Origin of the sequence: Streptomyces sp. NPDC058877, from assembly GCF_042742855.1 — a bacterium.
Taxonomy (GTDB): domain Bacteria; phylum Actinomycetota; class Actinomycetes; order Streptomycetales; family Streptomycetaceae; genus Streptomyces.
This window is the reverse complement of the sequence record NZ_JBHYMF010000156.1, coordinates 1-16,636: the sequence shown is the minus strand read 5'-3', so window position 1 is coordinate 16,636 and position 16,636 is coordinate 1. Positions and strand designations below refer to the sequence as shown.

Below are 16,636 nucleotides of genomic sequence, written 5' to 3'. Positions count from 1 at the left end.
GAACCCCCGACCCTTCGCCTGGACGAAGAGCGCCGACGAGATCCTCGAACGCCTGGCCTCATATCTTGATCGAATTCCCGGCGCAGGACACTAGCCGGGCAGTTCGGCACGGCGCAGCGGACGGACGGACAGGGCGTACGCCCCGGAGAGCGCGCAGACCGCGGCGCTGACGACGAACACCGGGGCGGGGCCCCAGATGCCGATGGCAGCGCCGGTGAGCGGGAAGCTCAGCGGGGCGATGCCGAGGCTGCCGAGGCTGGCGACGGCGCTCACCCGGCCGAGGTAGGCGGGGTCGCAGTCGGTCTGCACGAGGGCTCCGCACAGGGTGCCGGAGAGTCCGGCGAGCAGGCCGAAGAAGAGGGCGACGAGGACGACGACGGGCAGCAGCGGGACGAAGGCGAGGGCTCCGAGCAACACGGCCCCGAGGATCACGGTCCAGCCGAGGACGGTGCCGGCCCGGGGGATCCGGCCCTTGGTGGTGATCAGCAGGGAGGCGCCGGCCGCGCCCGTGCCGAAGCCGGCGAGGACCCAGCCGATGCCGGAGGCGCCCCAGCCCCGCTGCTCGGAGAGGACCGCGAGGCCGACGTTGAGCGGGCCGACGAAGCCGAGGTCACCGAGGAGGATGACGATCACCAGCGGGCCGAGCACCGGGTGGCCGCGGAGGTAGCGCAGTCCGGCGACCAGGTCGTGCAGGGCGGTGCGTTCCCCGGGTGCTCCGGGGTCCTCGTCGTTGGCGGCGAGCGGACGGAGCTTGAGCCCGCAGAGCAGCGGCAGGGAGAGGGCGAACAGCACCCCGGCGACGCCGAAGGCGGCGGCGGAGCCGCCGAGGGCGACGGCGAGGCCGCCCAGCGGGGAGCCGAGGACCGCTCCGAGGCGGTAGGCGATGCCGCGCATGCCCTGGACGCGGGCGAGCTGGTCGCGCTCCGCGATCCGGGGCGGCAGGGCGCCGACGGCCGGCAGGAAGAGGGCGTCGACGACGCCGAAGACGAGGGCGACGGCGGCGAGGGCCCACAGTCCGGGCGAGGCCAGGAGGAGGGCCGCGGCGAGACCGAGGGTGACGAGGCAGCGGACGGCGTCGGAGGCGATGACGACCCGGCGCGGGCCGAGCCGGTCGGCGAGCACTCCCCCGAACAGCATGAGCAGGGCGCGGGGCCCCGCGGAGACGGCCATGACGAGCCCTGCCTGGGCGGGGGTGCCACTGGTGACGGCAGCCCAGGAGAGGGCGAGGTAGTAGATGCTGTCGCCGACCGTGGAAGCGGTGTAGGCGCCGAGCCAGCGCAGGACCTGGGGGTTTTGGTGGGCGGGGGCCGCCGTGGTGCGGGCGGGGGTCGCGAGCGCGGGCATCAGACCCCCCGGTAGGGGAAGCCGTGCAGGTGGACGGCGACGTTCTCGCGGCCCTCGGTGTCGCCGGCGGCCTCGGCGGCGCGGGCCCTGCGGTCGTACTTATCGCAGACGGCAGCCAGTTCCTTGCCAAGGGCGGCGAGTTCCTCGGAGGTCAGCCGCGGCAGCCATTCGGAACTGATGGCGGCCGATCGCCACTCCTCGGACCAGGTCAACCGCTCGTCCATGAAGCGGCGGTGGAATTCGGTGCGCTGCTGCTCGACGACGCGACTGAAGGCATCACTCGCGGCGAGCAGTTCAGGGGTGCCGCGGACGTCCTCATCCCTCATCTCGACACCGTACGAGCTGGGCTGCCACCAGCGTTCCCGGCCGTCCGAGGACTGGGCCTCGGCCTCCTCGATGAGGCCGTGCTCGGCGAGCTTGCGCAGGTGGTAGCTGACGAGGGACACGGCTTCGTCGACCTGCTCGGCGAGCTGGGAGGCGGTGGCGGTGCGGGCCACGAAGAGGGCGCGGTAGAGGCGCATCCGCAGCGGGTGCGCGATGGCCCTGAGGGTGCCGAGATCACTGATGCGACGGTTCTCCGACGAGGTCATGACGCTGACCCTAGATGCGAAGGAAAAACTGCACAAGAGAAATTGCACAAATAATCTTTTGCATCTCTCCAAGAGGAAGGGCCCCCGAAGGGGCCCTTCCGTGCGGGGAATCAGCGGACCGGGTGGCCCGCCTCCCGCAGCACGTCCTTGACCTGCGGGATCCGCAGTTCGCCGAAGTGGAAGACGGAGGCCGCGAGCACCGCGTCCGCGCCCGCGGCCACGGCCGGTGGGAAGTCCGCGAGCTTGCCGGCGCCGCCGGAGGCGATCACGGGGACCGTGACGTGCTTGCGCACGGCCGCGATCATCTCGGTGTCGTACCCGTCCTTGGTGCCGTCGGCGTCCATCGAGTTGAGCAGGATCTCCCCCGCCCCCAGCTCGGCGGCCCGGTGCGCCCATTCCACGGCGTCGATGCCGGTGCCCTTGCGGCCCCCGTGCGTCGTCACCTCGAAGGAGCCCGACTCGGTGCGGCGCGCGTCCACGGAGAGCACGAGGACCTGGCGGCCGAAGCGCTCCGCGATCTCCTGGATCAGCTCGGGGCGCGCGATGGCCGCGGTGTTGACGCCGACCTTGTCCGCGCCGGCCCGCAGCAGCTTGTCGACGTCCTCGGCCGAGCGGACGCCGCCGCCGACCGTGAGCGGGATGAAGACCTGCTCGGCGGTGCGGCGCACCACGTCGTAGGTGGTCTCCCGGTTGCCGGAGGAGGCGGTGATGTCGAGGAAGGTCAGTTCGTCGGCGCCCTCGGCGTCGTACAGCTTGGCCATCTCGACGGGGTCGCCGGCGTCCCGCAGGTTCTGGAAGTTGACGCCCTTGACGACCCGGCCGTTGTCCACGTCCAGGCAGGGGATCACACGTACCGCCAGGCTCATGCGTCCTCCCCCCGGTAGGCCTCGACCTCGACCTCGACGACCAGGCGGGGGTCGACGAAGCCGGAGACGATGATCATCGACGCGGCCGGACGGACGGCGTCGAACAGTTCCTTGTGGGCACGGCCCACCTCCTCCACGTCCCGGGCGTGGGTGATGTACATCCGGGTCCGGACCACGTGCTCGGCGCCCATGCCCAGTTGCTTCAGGGCGCTGAAGGCCACGTTGAAGGAGTTGACGGCCTGGTCGTAGGGACCGCCGTCGGCGATCTGACCGTCGACCACCGAGGTGCAGCCGGCGACGAGGACGGTCCCGTTCGGGAGCTCGACCGCACGGGAGTAGCCGAACTGCTCCTCCCACGGGGCACCGGTGACGACCTTGCGCAGGGAATCGGTCATGCGGAGGTCACCGCCGCGAGCGCCTCTTCGAGGGTGAAGGCCTCGGCGTACAGCGCCTTGCCCACGATCGCGCCCTCGACGCCGAGCGGGACCAGCCCGGACAGGGCCCGCAGGTCGTCCAGGGAGGACACGCCGCCGGAGGCGACGACGGGCTTGTCGGTGGCCGCGCAGACGTTCTTCAGGAGCTCCAGGTTGGGGCCCTGGAGGGTGCCGTCCTTGGCGATGTCGGTGACCACGTACCGGGCGCAGCCCTCGGAGTCGAGGCGGGCCAGCGTCTCGTACAGGTCGCCGCCGTCACGGGTCCAGCCGCGACCGCGCAGCGTGGTGCCGCGCACGTCGAGGCCAACGGCGATCTTGTCGCCGTGCTCGGCGATGACCTTGGCCACCCACTCGGGGGTCTCCAGCGCGGCGGTGCCGAGGTTGACGCGGGTGCAGCCGGTGGCGAGGGCGGCGGCGAGCGAGGCGTCGTCGCGGATGCCGCCGGAGAGCTCGACCTTGATGTCCATGGCGCGGGTCACCTCGGCGACCAGCGCACGGTTGTCGCCGGTGCCGAAGGCTGCGTCGAGGTCGACCAGGTGGAGCCACTCGGCACCGGAGCGCTGCCAGGCGAGGGCCGCCTCCAGCGGGGAACCGTAGGAGGTCTCGGTGCCGGACTCGCCGTGCACGAGACGGACGGCCTGGCCGTCGCGGACGTCGACGGCGGGGAGGAGTTCGAGGACGCTTCCAGTCGACACAGTCACAGGGTTCCGATCCAGTTGGTGAGGAGCTGAGCGCCGGCGTCGCCGGACTTCTCGGGGTGGAACTGGGTGGCCCACAGGGCACCGTTCTCGACCGCCGCGACGAACGGCTCGCCGTGGGTGGCCCAGGCGACCTTGGGAGCGCGCATGTTGGGGTTGCCGACCTCCAGGGTCCACTCGCGCACCGCGTAGGAGTGCACGAAGTAGTACCGGGCGTCGGCGTCGAGCCCCGCGAACAGCTGGCTGTCAGCCGGGGCGTCGACGGTGTTCCAACCCATGTGGGGGACGACGGGGGCGTTCAACGGCCCGACCGTACCGGGCCACTCGTCGAGGCCCTCGGTCTCCACGCCGTGCTCGATGCCCTGGGCGAAGAGGATCTGCATGCCCACGCAGATGCCCATGACCGGGCGGCCCCCGGAGAGCCGACGGCCGACGATCCAGTCGCCGCGGGCCTCCTTGAGGCCCTGCATGCAGGCGGAGAAGGCTCCGACGCCGGGGACGAGGAGCCCGTCGGCGTTCATGGCCCGGTCGTAGTCGCGGGTGATCTCGACCTCGGCACCGACCCGGGCGAGCGCGCGCTCGGCGGACCGGACGTTGCCGAAGCCGTAGTCGAAGACGACGACCTTCTTCGGAGGAACCGTGCTCATGACCACACGTCCAAACGCAGTGTGCCGGCGGCGAGGCACATCGCGGCGCCGATGGACAGCAGCACGATGAGCCCCTTGGGCATCTGCTGCTTGACGAAGGAGTAGATGCCGCCGAGCAGGAAGAGCCCGACGACGATGAGGATGGTGGAGAGGCCGTTCACGACTAGAGTGCGCCCTTCGTCGAGGGGAGGATCCCGGCGGCGCGCGGGTCACGCTCGGAGGCGTAGCGCAGGGCACGGGCGAGCGCCTTGAACTGGCACTCCACGATGTGGTGGGCGTTGCGGCCGTACGGCACGTGGACGTGCAGCGCGATCTGCGCCTGGGCCACGAAGGACTCCAGGATGTGCCGGGTCATCGTGGTGTCGTACGAGCCGATCATCGGCGCCATGTTCTCGGGCTCGGTGTGCACCAGGTAGGGACGACCCGAGAGGTCCACGGTGACCTGGGCGAGGGACTCGTCCAGCGGGACCGTGCAGTTCCCGAAGCGGTAGATGCCGACCTTGTCGCCGAGGGCCTGCTTGAAGGCGGCACCGAGTGCGAGGGCGGTGTCCTCGATGGTGTGGTGCGAGTCGATGTGCAGGTCGCCGTCGGTCTTCACGGTCAGGTCGAACAGACCGTGCCGGCCGAGCTGGTCGAGCATGTGGTCGTAGAAACCGACCCCGGTCGACACGTCGACCTTTCCGGTGCCGTCGAGGTCGATCTCGACGACGACGGAGGTCTCCTTGGTGGTGCGCTCAACGCGGCCTACGCGGCTCATCGCTCCTGCTCCTTCTTCAGTTCACGGACCGCGTCCAGGAACGCGTCGTTCTCTTCGGGGGTGCCTGCGGTGACCCGCAGCCATCCCGGTACGCCGTTGTCCCGGACCAGGACGCCCCGGTCGAGGATCGACCGCCACGCCGCGTGGGCGTCGGGGAACCGCCCGAACTGCACGAAGTTGGCGTCGGATTCGGTGACCTCGTAGCCGATCGCCCGCAGCTCGGTGACGATCCGGTCGCGCTCGGCCTTGAGCTGCTCGACGTACCCGAGGAGGGTGTCGGTGTGCTCCAGCGCGGCGAGCGCGGTGGCCTGGGTGACGGCCGAGAGGTGGTACGGCAGCCGGACCAGCTGCACCGCGTCGACGACGGCGGGGTGGGCGGCGAGGTAACCGAGGCGCAGTCCGGCGGCGCCGAAGGCCTTGGACATGGTCCGGGAGATCACCAGGTGCGGGCGGCCCTCGATGAGGGGCAGCAGCGAGTCGTGGTGGCTGAACTCCACGTACGCCTCGTCGACCACGACCAGGGACGGCTTGGCGGCCTGGGCCGCTTCGTGGAGGGCCAGCACGGTCTCGGCCTCGACCGCGGTGCCGGTGGGGTTGTTGGGCGAGGTGACGAAGACGACGTCCGGCGCGTTCTCCGCGATGGCCCGGACGGCCGCCTCGACGTCGATGGTGAAGTCCTCGTTGCGCGGCCCGGAGACCCAACCGGTCCCGGTGCCGCGGGCGATCAGGGCGTGCATCGAGTACGAGGGCTCGAAGCCGATCGCGGTGCGGCCGGGACCGCCGAAGGTCTGCAGCAGTTGCTGGAGGACTTCGTTGGAGCCGTTGGCGGCCCAGACGTTCTCGATGCCGACGCGGTGCCCGGCGGTCCGGGTGAGGTAGGCGGCGAGTCCGGTGCGGAGCTCGACCGCGTCCCGGTCGGGGTAGCGGTTGAGGTGGCGGGCGGCCTCGGCGACCCGCTCCGCGATCCGGGCCACCAGGGGCTCGGGCAGCGGGTAGGGGTTCTCGTTGGTGTTCAGCTGGACGGGCACGTCGAGCTGGGGGGCACCGTAGGGGGACTTGCCGCGCAGCTCGTCGCGGACGGGCAGGTCGTCGATGCGGACGGTGTCGTACGAGGTCACTTGCTCTCGGGAACCTTCCATCCGAACCTTGCCTTGATCGCGGCGCCGTGGGCCGGGAGGTCCTCGGCCTCGGCCAGGGTGACGACGTGGTGGGCGACGTCGGCGAGCGCGTCGCGGGTGTAGTCCACGATGTGCACCCCGCGCAGGAAGGACTGCACGGAGAGGCCCGAGGAGTGACAGGCGCAGCCGCCGGTGGGCAGGACGTGGTTGGAGCCGGCGCAGTAGTCGCCGAGCGATACGGGCGCCCAGGGACCGACGAAGATCGCGCCTGCGTTGCGGACGCGGTCGGCGACGACGGCGGCGTCGACGGTCTGGACCTCCAGGTGCTCGGCACCGTACGCGTCGACGACCTTGAGGCCGTCGGCGAGGTCGCGGACGAGGACGATCGCGGACTGACGGCCGGCGAGGGCCGGGACGATCCGGTCGTCGACGTGCTTGGAGGCGGCGACCTGGGTCTTCAGCTCGGCCTCGGTGGCGGTGGCCAGCTCTTCGGAATCGGTGACGAGGACGGAGGCGGCCATCGGGTCGTGCTCGGCCTGGCTGATGAGGTCGGCGGCCACGTGCACGGGGTCGGCGGTGGCGTCCGCGAGGATCGCGATCTCCGTCGGACCGGCCTCGGCGTCGATGCCGATGCGCCCCTTGAGGAGGCGCTTGGCGGCGGCCACGTAGATGTTGCCGGGGCCGGTGACCAGGTTGACGGGAGCACAGCCGGGCTCATCGGCGGTGCCCCCGGTGCCGTACGCGAACATGGCGATGGCCTGGGCGCCGCCGGCGGCGTAGACCTCGTCGACGCCGAGCAGGGCACAGGCGGCCAGGATCGTCGGGTGCGGCAGTCCGCCGAACTCCTTCTGCGGGGGCGAGGCGACGGCCACGCCCTCGACGCCGGCCTCCTGCGCCGGGACGACGTTCATCACGACGGAGGACGGGTAGACCGAGCGGCCGCCCGGCACGTACAGACCGACGCGCTCGACCGGGATCCACTTCTCGGTGACCGTGCCGCCGGGCACCACCTGGGTGGTGTGGGCGCTTCGGCGCTGCTCGCGGTGGACGAGGCGGGCCCGCCGGACGGACTCTTCGAGGGCGGCCCGGACAGCCGGGTCGAGCTCGTCGAGGGCGCGGGCGATCGCCTCGCCGGGCACCCGCAGGCTCGGGACGCGGACGCCGTCGAATTTCTCCCCGTAGTCGATCACTGCCGCCGCGCCATGATGCCGGACGTCCTCGCAGATCGGCCGCACCTTCTCCAGGGCGGCTTCCACGTCGAACTCGGCACGGGGCAGCAGGTCGCGCAGGGAAGAACCCTCGGGGAGGGCCTCGCCGCGCAGATCGATTCGAGAGATCACGGGTCAATTCTCTCAGACGGCCCACGGCGTCGGACGCCCGTATCACTGGCTGATACGCGCCACAGTGGCGTCTTGTCGCCACACCTGACCGTTAGCGTTCAGCCCGTCACTCAGCGGGAAGAACGGCTGTACGAATCCACGGGCCCCGGGAGCGGAGCCGTGGGAGCGGATCGTGGAAAGCGAGGGGGGCGGCAGTGACCGAGCCGCACGAGGACGGGATGCCGGACGGCCTCACGGGCCCGGAGCGGGCCGTGTGGAGGGCGTACCGGATCGGCAGGGCCTGTGATCTGACCGAGGGGATCGCGGAATGGGACGACCCTTTCGGGGCACGGCAATGGGGGGAGGAGCGGAGCGTCCGAGCCGACGTGGTGGCACTGCTGCTGCTCGCGGGGCCGCCGGCCCGCTCCGGGCGAGTGGCCGCGCTGAAGCTGCGCGGGGTCAGGATCACCGGCGTGTTGAACCTGGCGGGCGGGACGATAGGGCCCTATGTGGAGCTGAGCGGCTGCCGGTTCGACGGCGAAGTCGTGCTGCCCGAAGCCCGGTTCGGCACCCTGCGGATGGTCGCGTGCGCCCTGCCCCGCCTGGAGGCGGCCCGGCTGCACACCGAGGGGGATCTGCACCTGCCGCGCTGCCGGGTGCGCCGGGGCATTCGGTTGACGGACGCACAGATCGGCACGGACCTGCTGATCAACCAGATCCAGGTGTGGCCGGACCGGCGGGGGCGGGCCATCACGGCGGACGGCATGGTGGTCGCCCAGGACCTCCAGGCCGAGCTGATCGAGAGCCACGGGGAGCTGAGCCTGCGCGGGGCGAAGGTCGGGGTCTCGCTCAGCCTGCGGGGCAGCGTGCTGCGCGGGATGCAGGGCCGTCGCGCGCTGAACGCCCCCCAGCTGACGGTGGAGCGCTCGCTCTATCTGAACGCGGCCTGGGTGTACGGAGGACCGGGGCCGGCGGGAAGCACGAGCGGGCCGATGGCCACCCCGCCCTACGGGACGGCGCCCGCGCAGGGAGCCCGGCGCAAACCGGTGGAGTTCCACGGCGGGGTGCGCCTCGACGACGGCCGGTTCGGTGACGCGGTGGACCTGAACCACGCCCGGTTCCTCTTGGACGGTGCCCGCCGGGAGGAGTTGTCGCTGCGCCGGATCGTCACCCCGGAACTGCGGTTCAACGGGGAGCGCCCGCAGGAGGGCCGGGTGGTGCTCAACGGCGCCAAGGTCGTCACCCTGATCGACCTGGCGACCAGCTGGCCGGGGCCCGGCGGTCTCGCCATGGGCGGCTTCGTCTACGAAAACCTCGTGCCGTACGGGCACTTCCCCCTGTCGCGGCGCCTGGAATGGGTGGCGGCGGCCACCCCGGAGTACGCGCCCGAGCCGTACGAGCGGCTCGCGGCGGTCCTGCGGAACAGCGGGGAGGACGCCGACGCCCGCGAGGTGCTGCTCGCCAAACAACGACGCAGACGGGAGACCCTTCCCATCGCGGGGAAGCTCTGGGGCTACCTCCAGGACTGGACCGTGGCGTACGGCTACCGCCCGGGACGGGCGACCTTGTGGATGGCCGTGCTGTGGGCGGCGGGCACGGTGGCCTTCACCCACTACCGTCCGATACCGCTCAAGGAGGACGAGGCCCCCGAGTGGAACGCCACGCTGTACGCCCTCGACCTGCTGCTGCCCGTGATCAATCTCGGACAGGACGGTTCCTGGCGGCTGGAGGGCTGGTGGCAGTGGGCGGCGACGGCACTGACCTTGCTCGGCTGGATCCTCGCGACGACGGTGGCGGCGGGCGCGACCCGACTGCTGAGACGAGGCTGAGGGCCGTACCGCCGGGGCCGCCGGGGGCCGGGGGCCGGGGGGCCGGGGGCTGCGAAGAACGGCGACGGGGCGCACCCCGGAGGCCGTCGGGACGGGGCGCACCCCCCGACGCCGTCGGGACGGGACGTGCTCGGGTTTGTCGCAGCGGGGTGAGGAAGCTGTCGCGACCCGGTGATGCGGCTGCCGCAGCAAGGGCGGCCGGGAGAGAATGCGCCCCATCATGCCCTTGCTCCGCGCCCTGGTCGGCACCGTCCGCTCAGCCCGGCACGCACCGCGACTCGCCGCGGGGCTCGTGCCGGACGGCGACGTGCTGCTCGACCCCCCGGATGACAGGCTCGCCCCCGCCCTGGTCGCCGCCGCCCTCGGTGACCCGGAACCCGCGGCGAAACTGCTCGCCACCACCCGGGACGCCGCCGCCTGGGAGGACCGCGACCGCTATGTCGTTCGCCTGGCCGCCTTCGCCCATCACCGGGGTGACTGGCTGACCGGATGGCTGGCGGCAGCACCCCGCGATCCCGACGCCCATCTCGTCACGGCCCAGCTCTCCGTCCGCAGGGCCTGGGGATCCCCGGCACGGGCCGAGCGGCTGCGCGAGCTCGCCCCGCTGGTCCATGAGGTCGCCGCTCAGGCGCCGCACGACCCGGTGCCGTGGCGACTCGCACTGGACCACGCGCGGGGGGCGCACGCTGGGCACGCCGTCTTCGAGTCGCTGTGGGAACAAGCCGTGCTTCGCGTCCCGCATCACTACGGTTGCCATGTCTCGGCACTGAAGTACCTCTCCGCTCAGTGGTACGGCTCACACTCGGCTGCCTTCGACTTCGCCGAACAGGCGGCCGACGACGCCGCTCCCCGCTCGCTCGTGCGGGCACTACCGGTCCGTGCGGCCCACGACGGGCTCCGCGCGCCTCCGGGACCGGAGGGCTCCGTGCCGGACACCCGGGTCGACGCGGCGGCGGACCGCGGCCTGGCGCTGTCCGCCGCCTTCCCGCCGGGCGACCTCTGGCCGGCAGAGATCCGCAACCTGCTCGCGTGGGTGCTGATCGAGCGCGCCCGGTGGGACGAGGCATGGGCGGAGTTCGGGCGGATCGGCCCGTGCGCGACCTCCTTCCCCTGGGCCTTCGTGCCGGGTTCCTCGGGGAAGGATCCGCTGCACCGTTTCCTGGCCGCGCGGGATCGGGTGCGGGACGAAGTGGCCCGCCGGACCCCGCTCTGGAACCCCCGTGACGAACGGACCGGACGGAGCGGGCCCCGCGGCCATTAGGCTTGGCCGCTGTGACCACCGCTCGCCTGCCCCTCTTCCCGCTCAATGCGGTGCTGTTCCCGGGCCTCGTGCTGCCGCTGAACGTCTTCGAGGAGCGTTATCGCGCCATGATGCGCGAACTGCTCACGATCGACGACTCGGAACCGCGCCGCTTCGCCGTCGTCGCCATTCGCGACGGCCGTGAAGTCGCGCCGACCGCCCCCGGCATGCCGGACCAGACGTCCCTCCCGGAGAAGGGCCCGGCGGCGGGCTTCGGCCCCGACCCCCTGCAGTCCTTCCACCGGGTCGGCTGCATCGCCGACGCGGCCTCCATCCGGGAGCGTGCCGACGGCAGCTTCGAAGTGATGGCCACCGGTACGACCCGGGTGAAGCTGCTGTCCGTCGATGCGAGCGGCCCCTTCCTGACCGCCGAGGTCGAGGAGGTCCCCGAGGTGCAGGGCGAGGAAGCCGGTTCCCTCGCCGAAGGGGTGCTCCGGGCCTTCCGCAACTACCAGAAGCGCCTCGCCGGAGCACGGGAGCGCTCGCTGACGACGAGCGAACTGCCGGACGACCCCTCCGTGGTGTCGTACCTGGTCGCAGCGGCAGCGGTGCTCGACAACCCGTCCAAGCAGCGACTGCTCCAGGCGCCGGACACGGCGACCCGGCTGCGCGAGGAGCTGGCCCTGCTGCGTGCGGAAACGGCCGTGTTGCGCCACCTGCCGTCGCTACCGGTGGTGGACCTGACGCAGACCCCGACGTACCCGAACTGAGCCGGCCCCGCCGGACGGACCCAGCCGAGGAAGAAGCGCGTGGCCAAGAAGCAGAAGAAGAACAGCGGAGGGACTCCGGCAACGGTGGCCCTGACGGCGGCCGGCACGCCGTTCACCCTGCACGCGTACGAGCACGACCCGGCCTCCCCCTCGTACGGGGAGGAGGCGGCGGAGGCCCTCGGGGTCTCCCCCGACCGGGTCTTCAAGACGCTGGTGGCGGACGTCGACGGGGAGCTGACGGTCGCGGTCGTCCCGGTGGCGGGCCAGCTGGACCTCAAGGCACTCGCCTCGGCGGTCGGCGGGAAGCGGGCGGCGATGGCCGACCCGGCGGCGGCGGAACGCACCACGGGGTACGTCCGGGGCGGCATCTCCCCGCTGGGTCAGCGCAAGCGGCTCCGCACGGTCCTCGACGCCTCGGCCTCGGAGCACGCGTCGATCTGCATCTCGGCGGGCCGCCGCGGCCTGGAGGTGGAGCTCTCCCCCGCGGACCTGGCGGCGCTCACCTCGGCGGTCCTGGCGCCGATCGGCCGCGCCTGAAGCACGACGCGGCTGCGGCGGACGCGGGTTCCGTCAGCTCGGGCCCGGGCCCTGGGCGTACGGCTTCGGCTGGTTCCAGGGCTCCGGTTCCGGATCACGGGGGCCGAAAGCGGCGGTCAACCCGAGGTGGACGACCATCGCGGCGAGCGGCCAGGCCAGCATTCCGGCGGCCCCCAGGTTCAGTTCGAGCGGTGCGTCGAAGACGACGTTCGGACCGACCGCCTTGGCGTGGGCCACCACGTCATCGGTCGGGCCGAAGGAAGTGCCGATCCCCCAAGCGAGCAGTGAACCGAGGACGCCGCCCAGCGCCAGGCCCAGCACCAGCGGGACCCCGCCCTTCCGGCGAAGCAGGAAGACCACGAGCGCGGCGACCGCGCCGAAGGCCAGTGCGAGGAGGACGAAGGTGCCGTCGGCACCGACCGCCGACTCCCCCTCGGAGTTCCTCAGGTAGACCCCCTTGCCGTCCGAGATGAGCAGCACGCGCGGGGCCAGGTTCAGCCACAGCACCCCGAGGAGCACCCCCGCGACCGCGGAGACGAGCGTCACCACGGCGCCCCGCACGACCTCGGCCGCCGTGATCGGGTCTCCGGCCGAGCCGGGGGGCGTCGGCGGCGGCGGGGGCCAGACGGAGTCGTGCGGCTGGTGAGGCGGAGTCAGAGGTGCGGTCACCCCGCCATCGTGCCAGGTGTCCCTGTGGCCCGCCTCAGCGGACGGCGGCCCGACGGTACGCCCAGGTGGCGACGGCGAGCGAGAGCACTCCGACGGCCCCGCACACGGAGAGGTCGGCCATGACGGCCGCCCAGTCCGGGTGCGGGTCGAAGGTCCGGGCCAGGGCCTCGACCCCGTACGTCGACGGCAGCAGGTTCCGCGCCCAGCCGATCGGCCCCGGCAGTCCCTCGGCCGGAAGGACCCCGAGGAGCAGGGCCGCCGACATGCCGAGCTGACCGAGGAGGGTGGCCAGCTCCTGGCGGGGTGCGAGGAGCCCGAGGGCCGCCCCGAGTCCGGCGAGCGCCGCTCCGGCGAGCGGGACGACGGCGGCGAGGATCCACAGGTGGTCGAGGGGCAGCCCGAACAACACGGAGCCCGCGACGGCAGTGACGGCCGTGCCCGGCACGGTGAAGGAGGCGTACGCCCCGGCAGCACCGAGCACCACGGCGGCGGGCGGCACGGGCAGGGTGGCGTAGTGGTCGAGGCCTCCGCCGGCGCGCAGCTGCCCGAAGTACTGGGCGAGCAGGTTGAGCGCGACGAAGGCGACGACGAGGACGGTGGAGCCGGCCACGACGGCACGCGCCTCGGAACCGCCGTCCACGACCCCGCGCATCAGGACCATGATCCCGATCGACTGGAAGGTGGCGACGAAGAGCAACGGAATGCGGGCGACGCGGGCTCGGGAGAGCTGGGCGCGGTAGACGGCGGCCAGGGCGGGCAACAGCCGGGCGCGCGGGGCGAGGGGGGCTGCGCCGTCCCCTCCCCCCCGGGGCCGGGCCGGAGGCGCACCGGCCGACAGGGTCTCGGCGGGCAGGGTGCTCACTGCGTACAGCTCCTGACGGTCACGCGCGGAACGCGGGGTGCCACGTGGGCGAGGAGGGGGACCGCGTTCATGGGGGGCATCGGGGGAGGGACGACCCGGGCGGGGCGGAGGGCCGGGGCCGCGGGCCCGGCGGGCACGGACGGAGGTCCGGCGGGCGCACGTGAAGGATCAGGGATCATGCCTTCACCAGACCCTCCGTCGCCCCGCCCAGTGCGAGGTAGACGTCCTCCAGGCTCGGCGTGGCCAGGGTGAAGTCGTCGAGGGCGGCGAACGCCGCCCCGCCGGTGACCGCGGCGACGGCCGCCCGGGCGGCGTCGTGGTCGAGCCGGAGGCGCCAGCGACGTCCTGCCTCCTGGGCCAGTCCGTGCAGTGCGGCGACCTCGGGCAGGTGGAGCGGCGGCGCGTCGCGCCAGACCAGCTCGACCCTCACTTCGCCCGCGACGCGCGCCTTGAGCCCGGCGGGGGTGTCACAGGCGATGACCCGGCCGCGGTCGAGGACGGCAACCCGGTCCAGGACGGTCTCTGCCTCGATGACGTTGTGGGTGACCAGCAGGACCGTGGTGCCCTCCTCGGCCCGTCGCCGGTCGACGGCTGCCCAGACGGCACGGCGGGCGACCGGGTCCATGCCGGTGGTGGGCTCGTCGAGGACGAGGACCGGACGTCGACCAACGAGCGCGGCGGCGAAGCAGGCGAGCCGCCGCTGTCCGCCCGAGAGCTTCTTGAGGGGGCGACCGGCGATCCCGCCGAGGCCGAGCTCCTCCAGGACGGCATCGCGCTCGGTGCGGGCGTCGTGGGCACCGAGACCGCGGAGCCGGCCGGTGGTCTCGGCGGCGAGGGAGACGGTCAGCTCATCGAGGGCGGTGGACTCCTGGCCCAGGTAGGCGAGGAGTCGGGAGGCCCGTTCGGGATGACGCACGAGGTCGTGGCCGAGGAGTTCGACGCTGCCGGAGTCGGGGCGCATGAGCCCGGTGAGTTGCCGGACGAGGGTGGACTTGCCGGCTCCGTTGGGTCCGAGCAGGCCGAAGATCTCGCCGCCGCGCACGTCGAGGCCGACCCCGTCGGTGGCACGCACCTCGGGGGTCGCGGGCGCACCGCGCCTGCCGCGCGTGGCGGGGTACGTCTTGACCAGATCCCGCACCACGCACACCGTACTCACGGTGTAAGAGCCTACGGGGTCGCCGGGCCTGCTCCGGGCGCGGGGGCGTGTTCGGCGGCGGTCCGGACGTCGATCTCACGCCAGAATCCCGCCCGGATCGCATACCGGTCGTGCTCGTCGATCTGGTCGTCCTTGTGCGCGAGGAGACCGAACCGGGCCGCGTAGCGGAGGAGTTCGCCGTCGATGCGGTGCGGGATGCGAGGGTAGAGGGTGGACAGCTTCTGGACGTGGTTCTGCTCGGGGAGGCGCTCCATCCAACGTCGCGCGAACACCTGTCCGACCTCGAAGGGGTCACCGCCGACGGTGGTGATGTCCTCCTCGCGGTCGGCCCAGCGCTGCTCCGCACTGGTGAGTGCCGCGAGGGTGGGCAGGGAGGCGGTCTCGGCCGGTTCCCCGAGGGAAGGCGTCGGACGCTCGATCCACCCCCGGTCGGAAGACCAGCGGAGTGCGCTCGCGCCCTGCGCGAAGGGGGTGGTCGCAGACCCCAGGGAGGCAGGTCCCCGCAACCCCGCCAGGTCCTTCGGGGTGGGGACGCCCCTGCCGGGCGTCGCGGGGGTGGGGGCGGCCTCGTCGCCGACCCGCTCGCCGCCCGTGGCGTGCCCGTCGGGGCGGAGTCGCCCGTGGTCGCCCGGGCCAGGAGTCGACGCCCCGTTGCGCGCCGCCGCGGCAGCCGCTTCCGCTGCCCGTTCGGCAGAGGCGGCGAGAGCCGATTCGGGCAGGGGCGCGGAGAGGATGGCGGCGATCTCGGGCCGGGGGGCGGGGGGCGGCGCACAGCTGCCGGTGAGGTCCTTGGACCGGACGGCGCGGGTGATCCAGGCCCGGTCGAGCACCCGTCGCTCATCGGCTTCGGCGACCAGGTCCTCGGACTGGTTGTAGTCGCCGTCGGCGGCCTGGACCGCCCAGAGGTGGACGGCGACACCGTGCTCCTTGGCCGACATGAGGCCGGGCAACAGGTCGCCGTCACCGGTGACGAGCACGATGTCGGAGCAGGCCCCGTTCCGGGCGAGCTCGGTCAGCTCGGTGTGCATGGCGGCGTCGACGCCCTTCTGGGCCCATCGGCCGTCGCTCCTGGTCAGGGCCCCGAGCCGGACGGTGACCCGGGGCATCACGCGCAGCCTGCGGTGCTCGGGCTGGGGCACCCGGTCGGGCGCTCCGTCGAACCAGTAGATCCGCAGGAGGGGCAGTGCGGTCTCGGCCTCGGCGCGCTGACGCAGCTGCTGGATCAGTCCGGCATGGTCGACGGTGATCCTGGAGCGGGCCGGTTCCCCGGCGAGGAGGCTGGCGGCGGCGCCCAGCAGGTAGCCGGCGTCCACCAGGACGACACAGCGGTCCACGTGTTCCACCCTCTTTCGGGAGCCTCGGGGTCGGATCGGGATCCGATCGGGGGATCGGGATCGGGATCGGAAGGCGCTTCGGGTTCACTTCGAGTCTGCCCGACGGCCGGGAGCTTGACGGTCGGAACTGGATCATCGGCGTGGCGGATGTCGCGCCCCGCCCTCCCTGACACTCCGTAATGATCCAAAATGCGGCTTTGATAACCATATGTGAGTCTGACAGCGACCCTGGCCCCCAGGCCCCTTTGAGGAGGCAATCCCCATGGCCAAGAACCGCAACCAGAACCGCAGCCAGAAGCAGCAGTCGCCGGCCGAGCGCGGCGCCCAGCAGGCACAGCAGTCGTCGATGGAGTCGCAGGCCGAGCAGCGCGCCAGCCAGGTGACACCGGGCGACATGGCCCGCAAGGGGCGTCAGAAGCGCTTCGGCCACAACTGACACCCGGCCCGAACGGCAAAGGGCCGCGCC

19 protein-coding genes are annotated in these 16,636 nt (G+C 72.5%); 5 read left to right on the top strand and 14 right to left on the bottom strand.

What is annotated here, in order from left to right:
• Window positions 1–90: 90 nt before the first annotated feature.
• From ACFW2Y_RS27540 to hisD, 10 genes are all read right to left on the bottom strand, one after another.
• Window positions 91–1,344: an MFS transporter gene (locus ACFW2Y_RS27540; RefSeq protein WP_384884607.1), complete on the bottom strand. Its 1,254-nt coding sequence runs from the start codon at window positions 1,342–1,344 to the stop codon at window positions 91–93.
• Window positions 1,344–1,934: an ArsR/SmtB family transcription factor gene (locus tag ACFW2Y_RS27535; protein ID WP_384884606.1), complete on the bottom strand. Its 591-nt coding sequence runs from the start codon at window positions 1,932–1,934 to the stop codon at window positions 1,344–1,346. The genes ACFW2Y_RS27540 and ACFW2Y_RS27535 overlap by 1 nt, the downstream gene beginning before the upstream one ends.
• Before the next feature lie 110 nt (window positions 1,935–2,044).
• Entirely contained in the window at window positions 2,045–2,800 is a 756-nt protein-coding gene (gene hisF, locus ACFW2Y_RS27530) for an imidazole glycerol phosphate synthase subunit HisF (RefSeq protein ID WP_384884604.1), read from the bottom strand.
• A complete protein-coding gene (locus ACFW2Y_RS27525) occupies window positions 2,797–3,195 on the bottom strand; it encodes a RidA family protein (RefSeq protein ID WP_384884602.1) in 399 nt (132 codons plus the stop codon). The genes hisF and ACFW2Y_RS27525 overlap by 4 nt, the downstream gene beginning before the upstream one ends.
• The gene (priA, locus tag ACFW2Y_RS27520; RefSeq protein ID WP_384884600.1) at window positions 3,192–3,929 is read right to left on the bottom strand and encodes a bifunctional 1-(5-phosphoribosyl)-5-((5-phosphoribosylamino)methylideneamino)imidazole-4-carboxamide isomerase/phosphoribosylanthranilate isomerase PriA; all 738 of its coding nucleotides are present in this window, start codon (window positions 3,927–3,929) and stop codon (window positions 3,192–3,194) included. The genes ACFW2Y_RS27525 and priA overlap by 4 nt, the downstream gene beginning before the upstream one ends.
• 2 nt (window positions 3,930–3,931) lie before the next feature.
• Window positions 3,932–4,579 carry an imidazole glycerol phosphate synthase subunit HisH gene (gene hisH, locus ACFW2Y_RS27515; protein WP_384884599.1) on the bottom strand — a complete coding sequence of 216 codons (648 nt, stop codon included), beginning with the start codon at window positions 4,577–4,579 and terminating at the stop codon, window positions 3,932–3,934.
• The gene (locus tag ACFW2Y_RS27510; protein WP_384884597.1) at window positions 4,576–4,740 is read right to left on the bottom strand and encodes a hypothetical protein; all 165 of its coding nucleotides are present in this window, start codon (window positions 4,738–4,740) and stop codon (window positions 4,576–4,578) included. Before ACFW2Y_RS27510 ends, hisH begins: the two co-directional genes overlap by 4 nt.
• Window positions 4,741–4,742: 2 nt before the next feature.
• Window positions 4,743–5,336, bottom strand: coding sequence for an imidazoleglycerol-phosphate dehydratase HisB (gene hisB, locus ACFW2Y_RS27505; protein ID WP_030492957.1), 594 nt, complete (start codon window positions 5,334–5,336; stop codon window positions 4,743–4,745).
• Window positions 5,333–6,454 (bottom strand): histidinol-phosphate transaminase, encoded by a 1,122-nt coding sequence (locus ACFW2Y_RS27500; RefSeq protein ID WP_384884596.1) that lies wholly within the window; start codon window positions 6,452–6,454, stop codon window positions 5,333–5,335. The genes hisB and ACFW2Y_RS27500 overlap by 4 nt, the downstream gene beginning before the upstream one ends.
• Entirely contained in the window at window positions 6,451–7,794 is a 1,344-nt protein-coding gene (hisD, locus tag ACFW2Y_RS27495) for a histidinol dehydrogenase (protein WP_384884594.1), read from the bottom strand. The genes ACFW2Y_RS27500 and hisD overlap by 4 nt, the downstream gene beginning before the upstream one ends.
• Window positions 7,795–7,988: 194 nt before the next feature.
• Here hisD and ACFW2Y_RS27490 point away from each other — a divergent pair, with 194 nt between their 5' ends.
• From ACFW2Y_RS27490 to ybaK, 4 genes are all read left to right on the top strand, one after another.
• A complete protein-coding gene (locus ACFW2Y_RS27490; RefSeq protein ID WP_384884592.1) occupies window positions 7,989–9,602 on the top strand; it encodes an oxidoreductase in 1,614 nt (537 codons plus the stop codon).
• Window positions 9,603–9,822: 220 nt separating this feature from the next.
• Window positions 9,823–10,863, top strand: coding sequence for a hypothetical protein (locus ACFW2Y_RS27485; protein WP_384884590.1), 1,041 nt, complete (start codon window positions 9,823–9,825; stop codon window positions 10,861–10,863).
• Between the two features lie 11 nt (window positions 10,864–10,874).
• Complete coding sequence (locus tag ACFW2Y_RS27480; RefSeq protein WP_384884588.1) at window positions 10,875–11,612, top strand: LON peptidase substrate-binding domain-containing protein; 738 nt, start codon at window positions 10,875–10,877, stop codon at window positions 11,610–11,612.
• A 39-nt stretch (window positions 11,613–11,651) separates the two neighbouring features.
• Complete coding sequence (ybaK, locus tag ACFW2Y_RS27475; RefSeq protein WP_384884586.1) at window positions 11,652–12,149, top strand: Cys-tRNA(Pro) deacylase; 498 nt, start codon at window positions 11,652–11,654, stop codon at window positions 12,147–12,149.
• A 33-nt stretch (window positions 12,150–12,182) separates the two neighbouring features.
• Here the strand turns inward: ybaK and ACFW2Y_RS27470 are convergent, their stop codons facing one another.
• From ACFW2Y_RS27470 to ACFW2Y_RS27455, 4 genes are all read right to left on the bottom strand, one after another.
• The gene (locus tag ACFW2Y_RS27470; protein ID WP_384884584.1) at window positions 12,183–12,818 is read right to left on the bottom strand and encodes a DUF2567 domain-containing protein; all 636 of its coding nucleotides are present in this window, start codon (window positions 12,816–12,818) and stop codon (window positions 12,183–12,185) included.
• Window positions 12,819–12,852: 34 nt separating this feature from the next.
• Window positions 12,853–13,680 carry an ABC transporter permease gene (locus tag ACFW2Y_RS27465; protein ID WP_384884583.1) on the bottom strand — a complete coding sequence of 276 codons (828 nt, stop codon included), beginning with the start codon at window positions 13,678–13,680 and terminating at the stop codon, window positions 12,853–12,855.
• Between the two features lie 175 nt (window positions 13,681–13,855).
• On the bottom strand, window positions 13,856–14,827 hold the full coding sequence (locus ACFW2Y_RS27460) for an ABC transporter ATP-binding protein (RefSeq protein WP_384884609.1): 972 nt from the start codon (window positions 14,825–14,827) through the stop codon (window positions 13,856–13,858).
• A gap of 20 nt (window positions 14,828–14,847) precedes the next feature.
• Window positions 14,848–16,179, bottom strand: coding sequence for an NYN domain-containing protein (locus ACFW2Y_RS27455; protein ID WP_384884582.1), 1,332 nt, complete (start codon window positions 16,177–16,179; stop codon window positions 14,848–14,850).
• A gap of 253 nt (window positions 16,180–16,432) precedes the next feature.
• On the opposite strand from ACFW2Y_RS27455, the gene ACFW2Y_RS27450 reads away from it, so the two are divergent.
• Window positions 16,433–16,606: a hypothetical protein gene (locus ACFW2Y_RS27450; RefSeq protein WP_369143732.1), complete on the top strand. Its 174-nt coding sequence runs from the start codon at window positions 16,433–16,435 to the stop codon at window positions 16,604–16,606.
• Window positions 16,607–16,636 lie beyond the last annotated feature (30 nt).

Bases quoted from the DNA above. Each gene is read 5' to 3' on its own strand.
- ACFW2Y_RS27540 (WP_384884607.1), bottom strand. From the start codon at position 1,344: ATGCCCGCGCTCGCGACCCCCGCCCGCACCACGGCGGCCCCCGCCCAC.
- ACFW2Y_RS27535 (WP_384884606.1), bottom strand. From the start codon at position 1,934: ATGACCTCGTCGGAGAACCGTCGCATCAGTGATCTCGGCACCCTCAGG.
- hisF (WP_384884604.1), bottom strand. From the start codon at position 2,800: ATGAGCCTGGCGGTACGTGTGATCCCCTGCCTGGACGTGGACAACGGC.
- ACFW2Y_RS27525 (WP_384884602.1), bottom strand. From the start codon at position 3,195: ATGACCGATTCCCTGCGCAAGGTCGTCACCGGTGCCCCGTGGGAGGAG.
- hisH (WP_384884599.1), bottom strand. From the start codon at position 4,579: ATGAGCACGGTTCCTCCGAAGAAGGTCGTCGTCTTCGACTACGGCTTC.
- hisB (WP_030492957.1), bottom strand. From the start codon at position 5,336: ATGAGCCGCGTAGGCCGCGTTGAGCGCACCACCAAGGAGACCTCCGTC.
- ACFW2Y_RS27485 (WP_384884590.1), top strand. From the start codon at position 9,823: ATGCCCTTGCTCCGCGCCCTGGTCGGCACCGTCCGCTCAGCCCGGCAC.
- ACFW2Y_RS27450 (WP_369143732.1), top strand. From the start codon at position 16,433: ATGGCCAAGAACCGCAACCAGAACCGCAGCCAGAAGCAGCAGTCGCCG.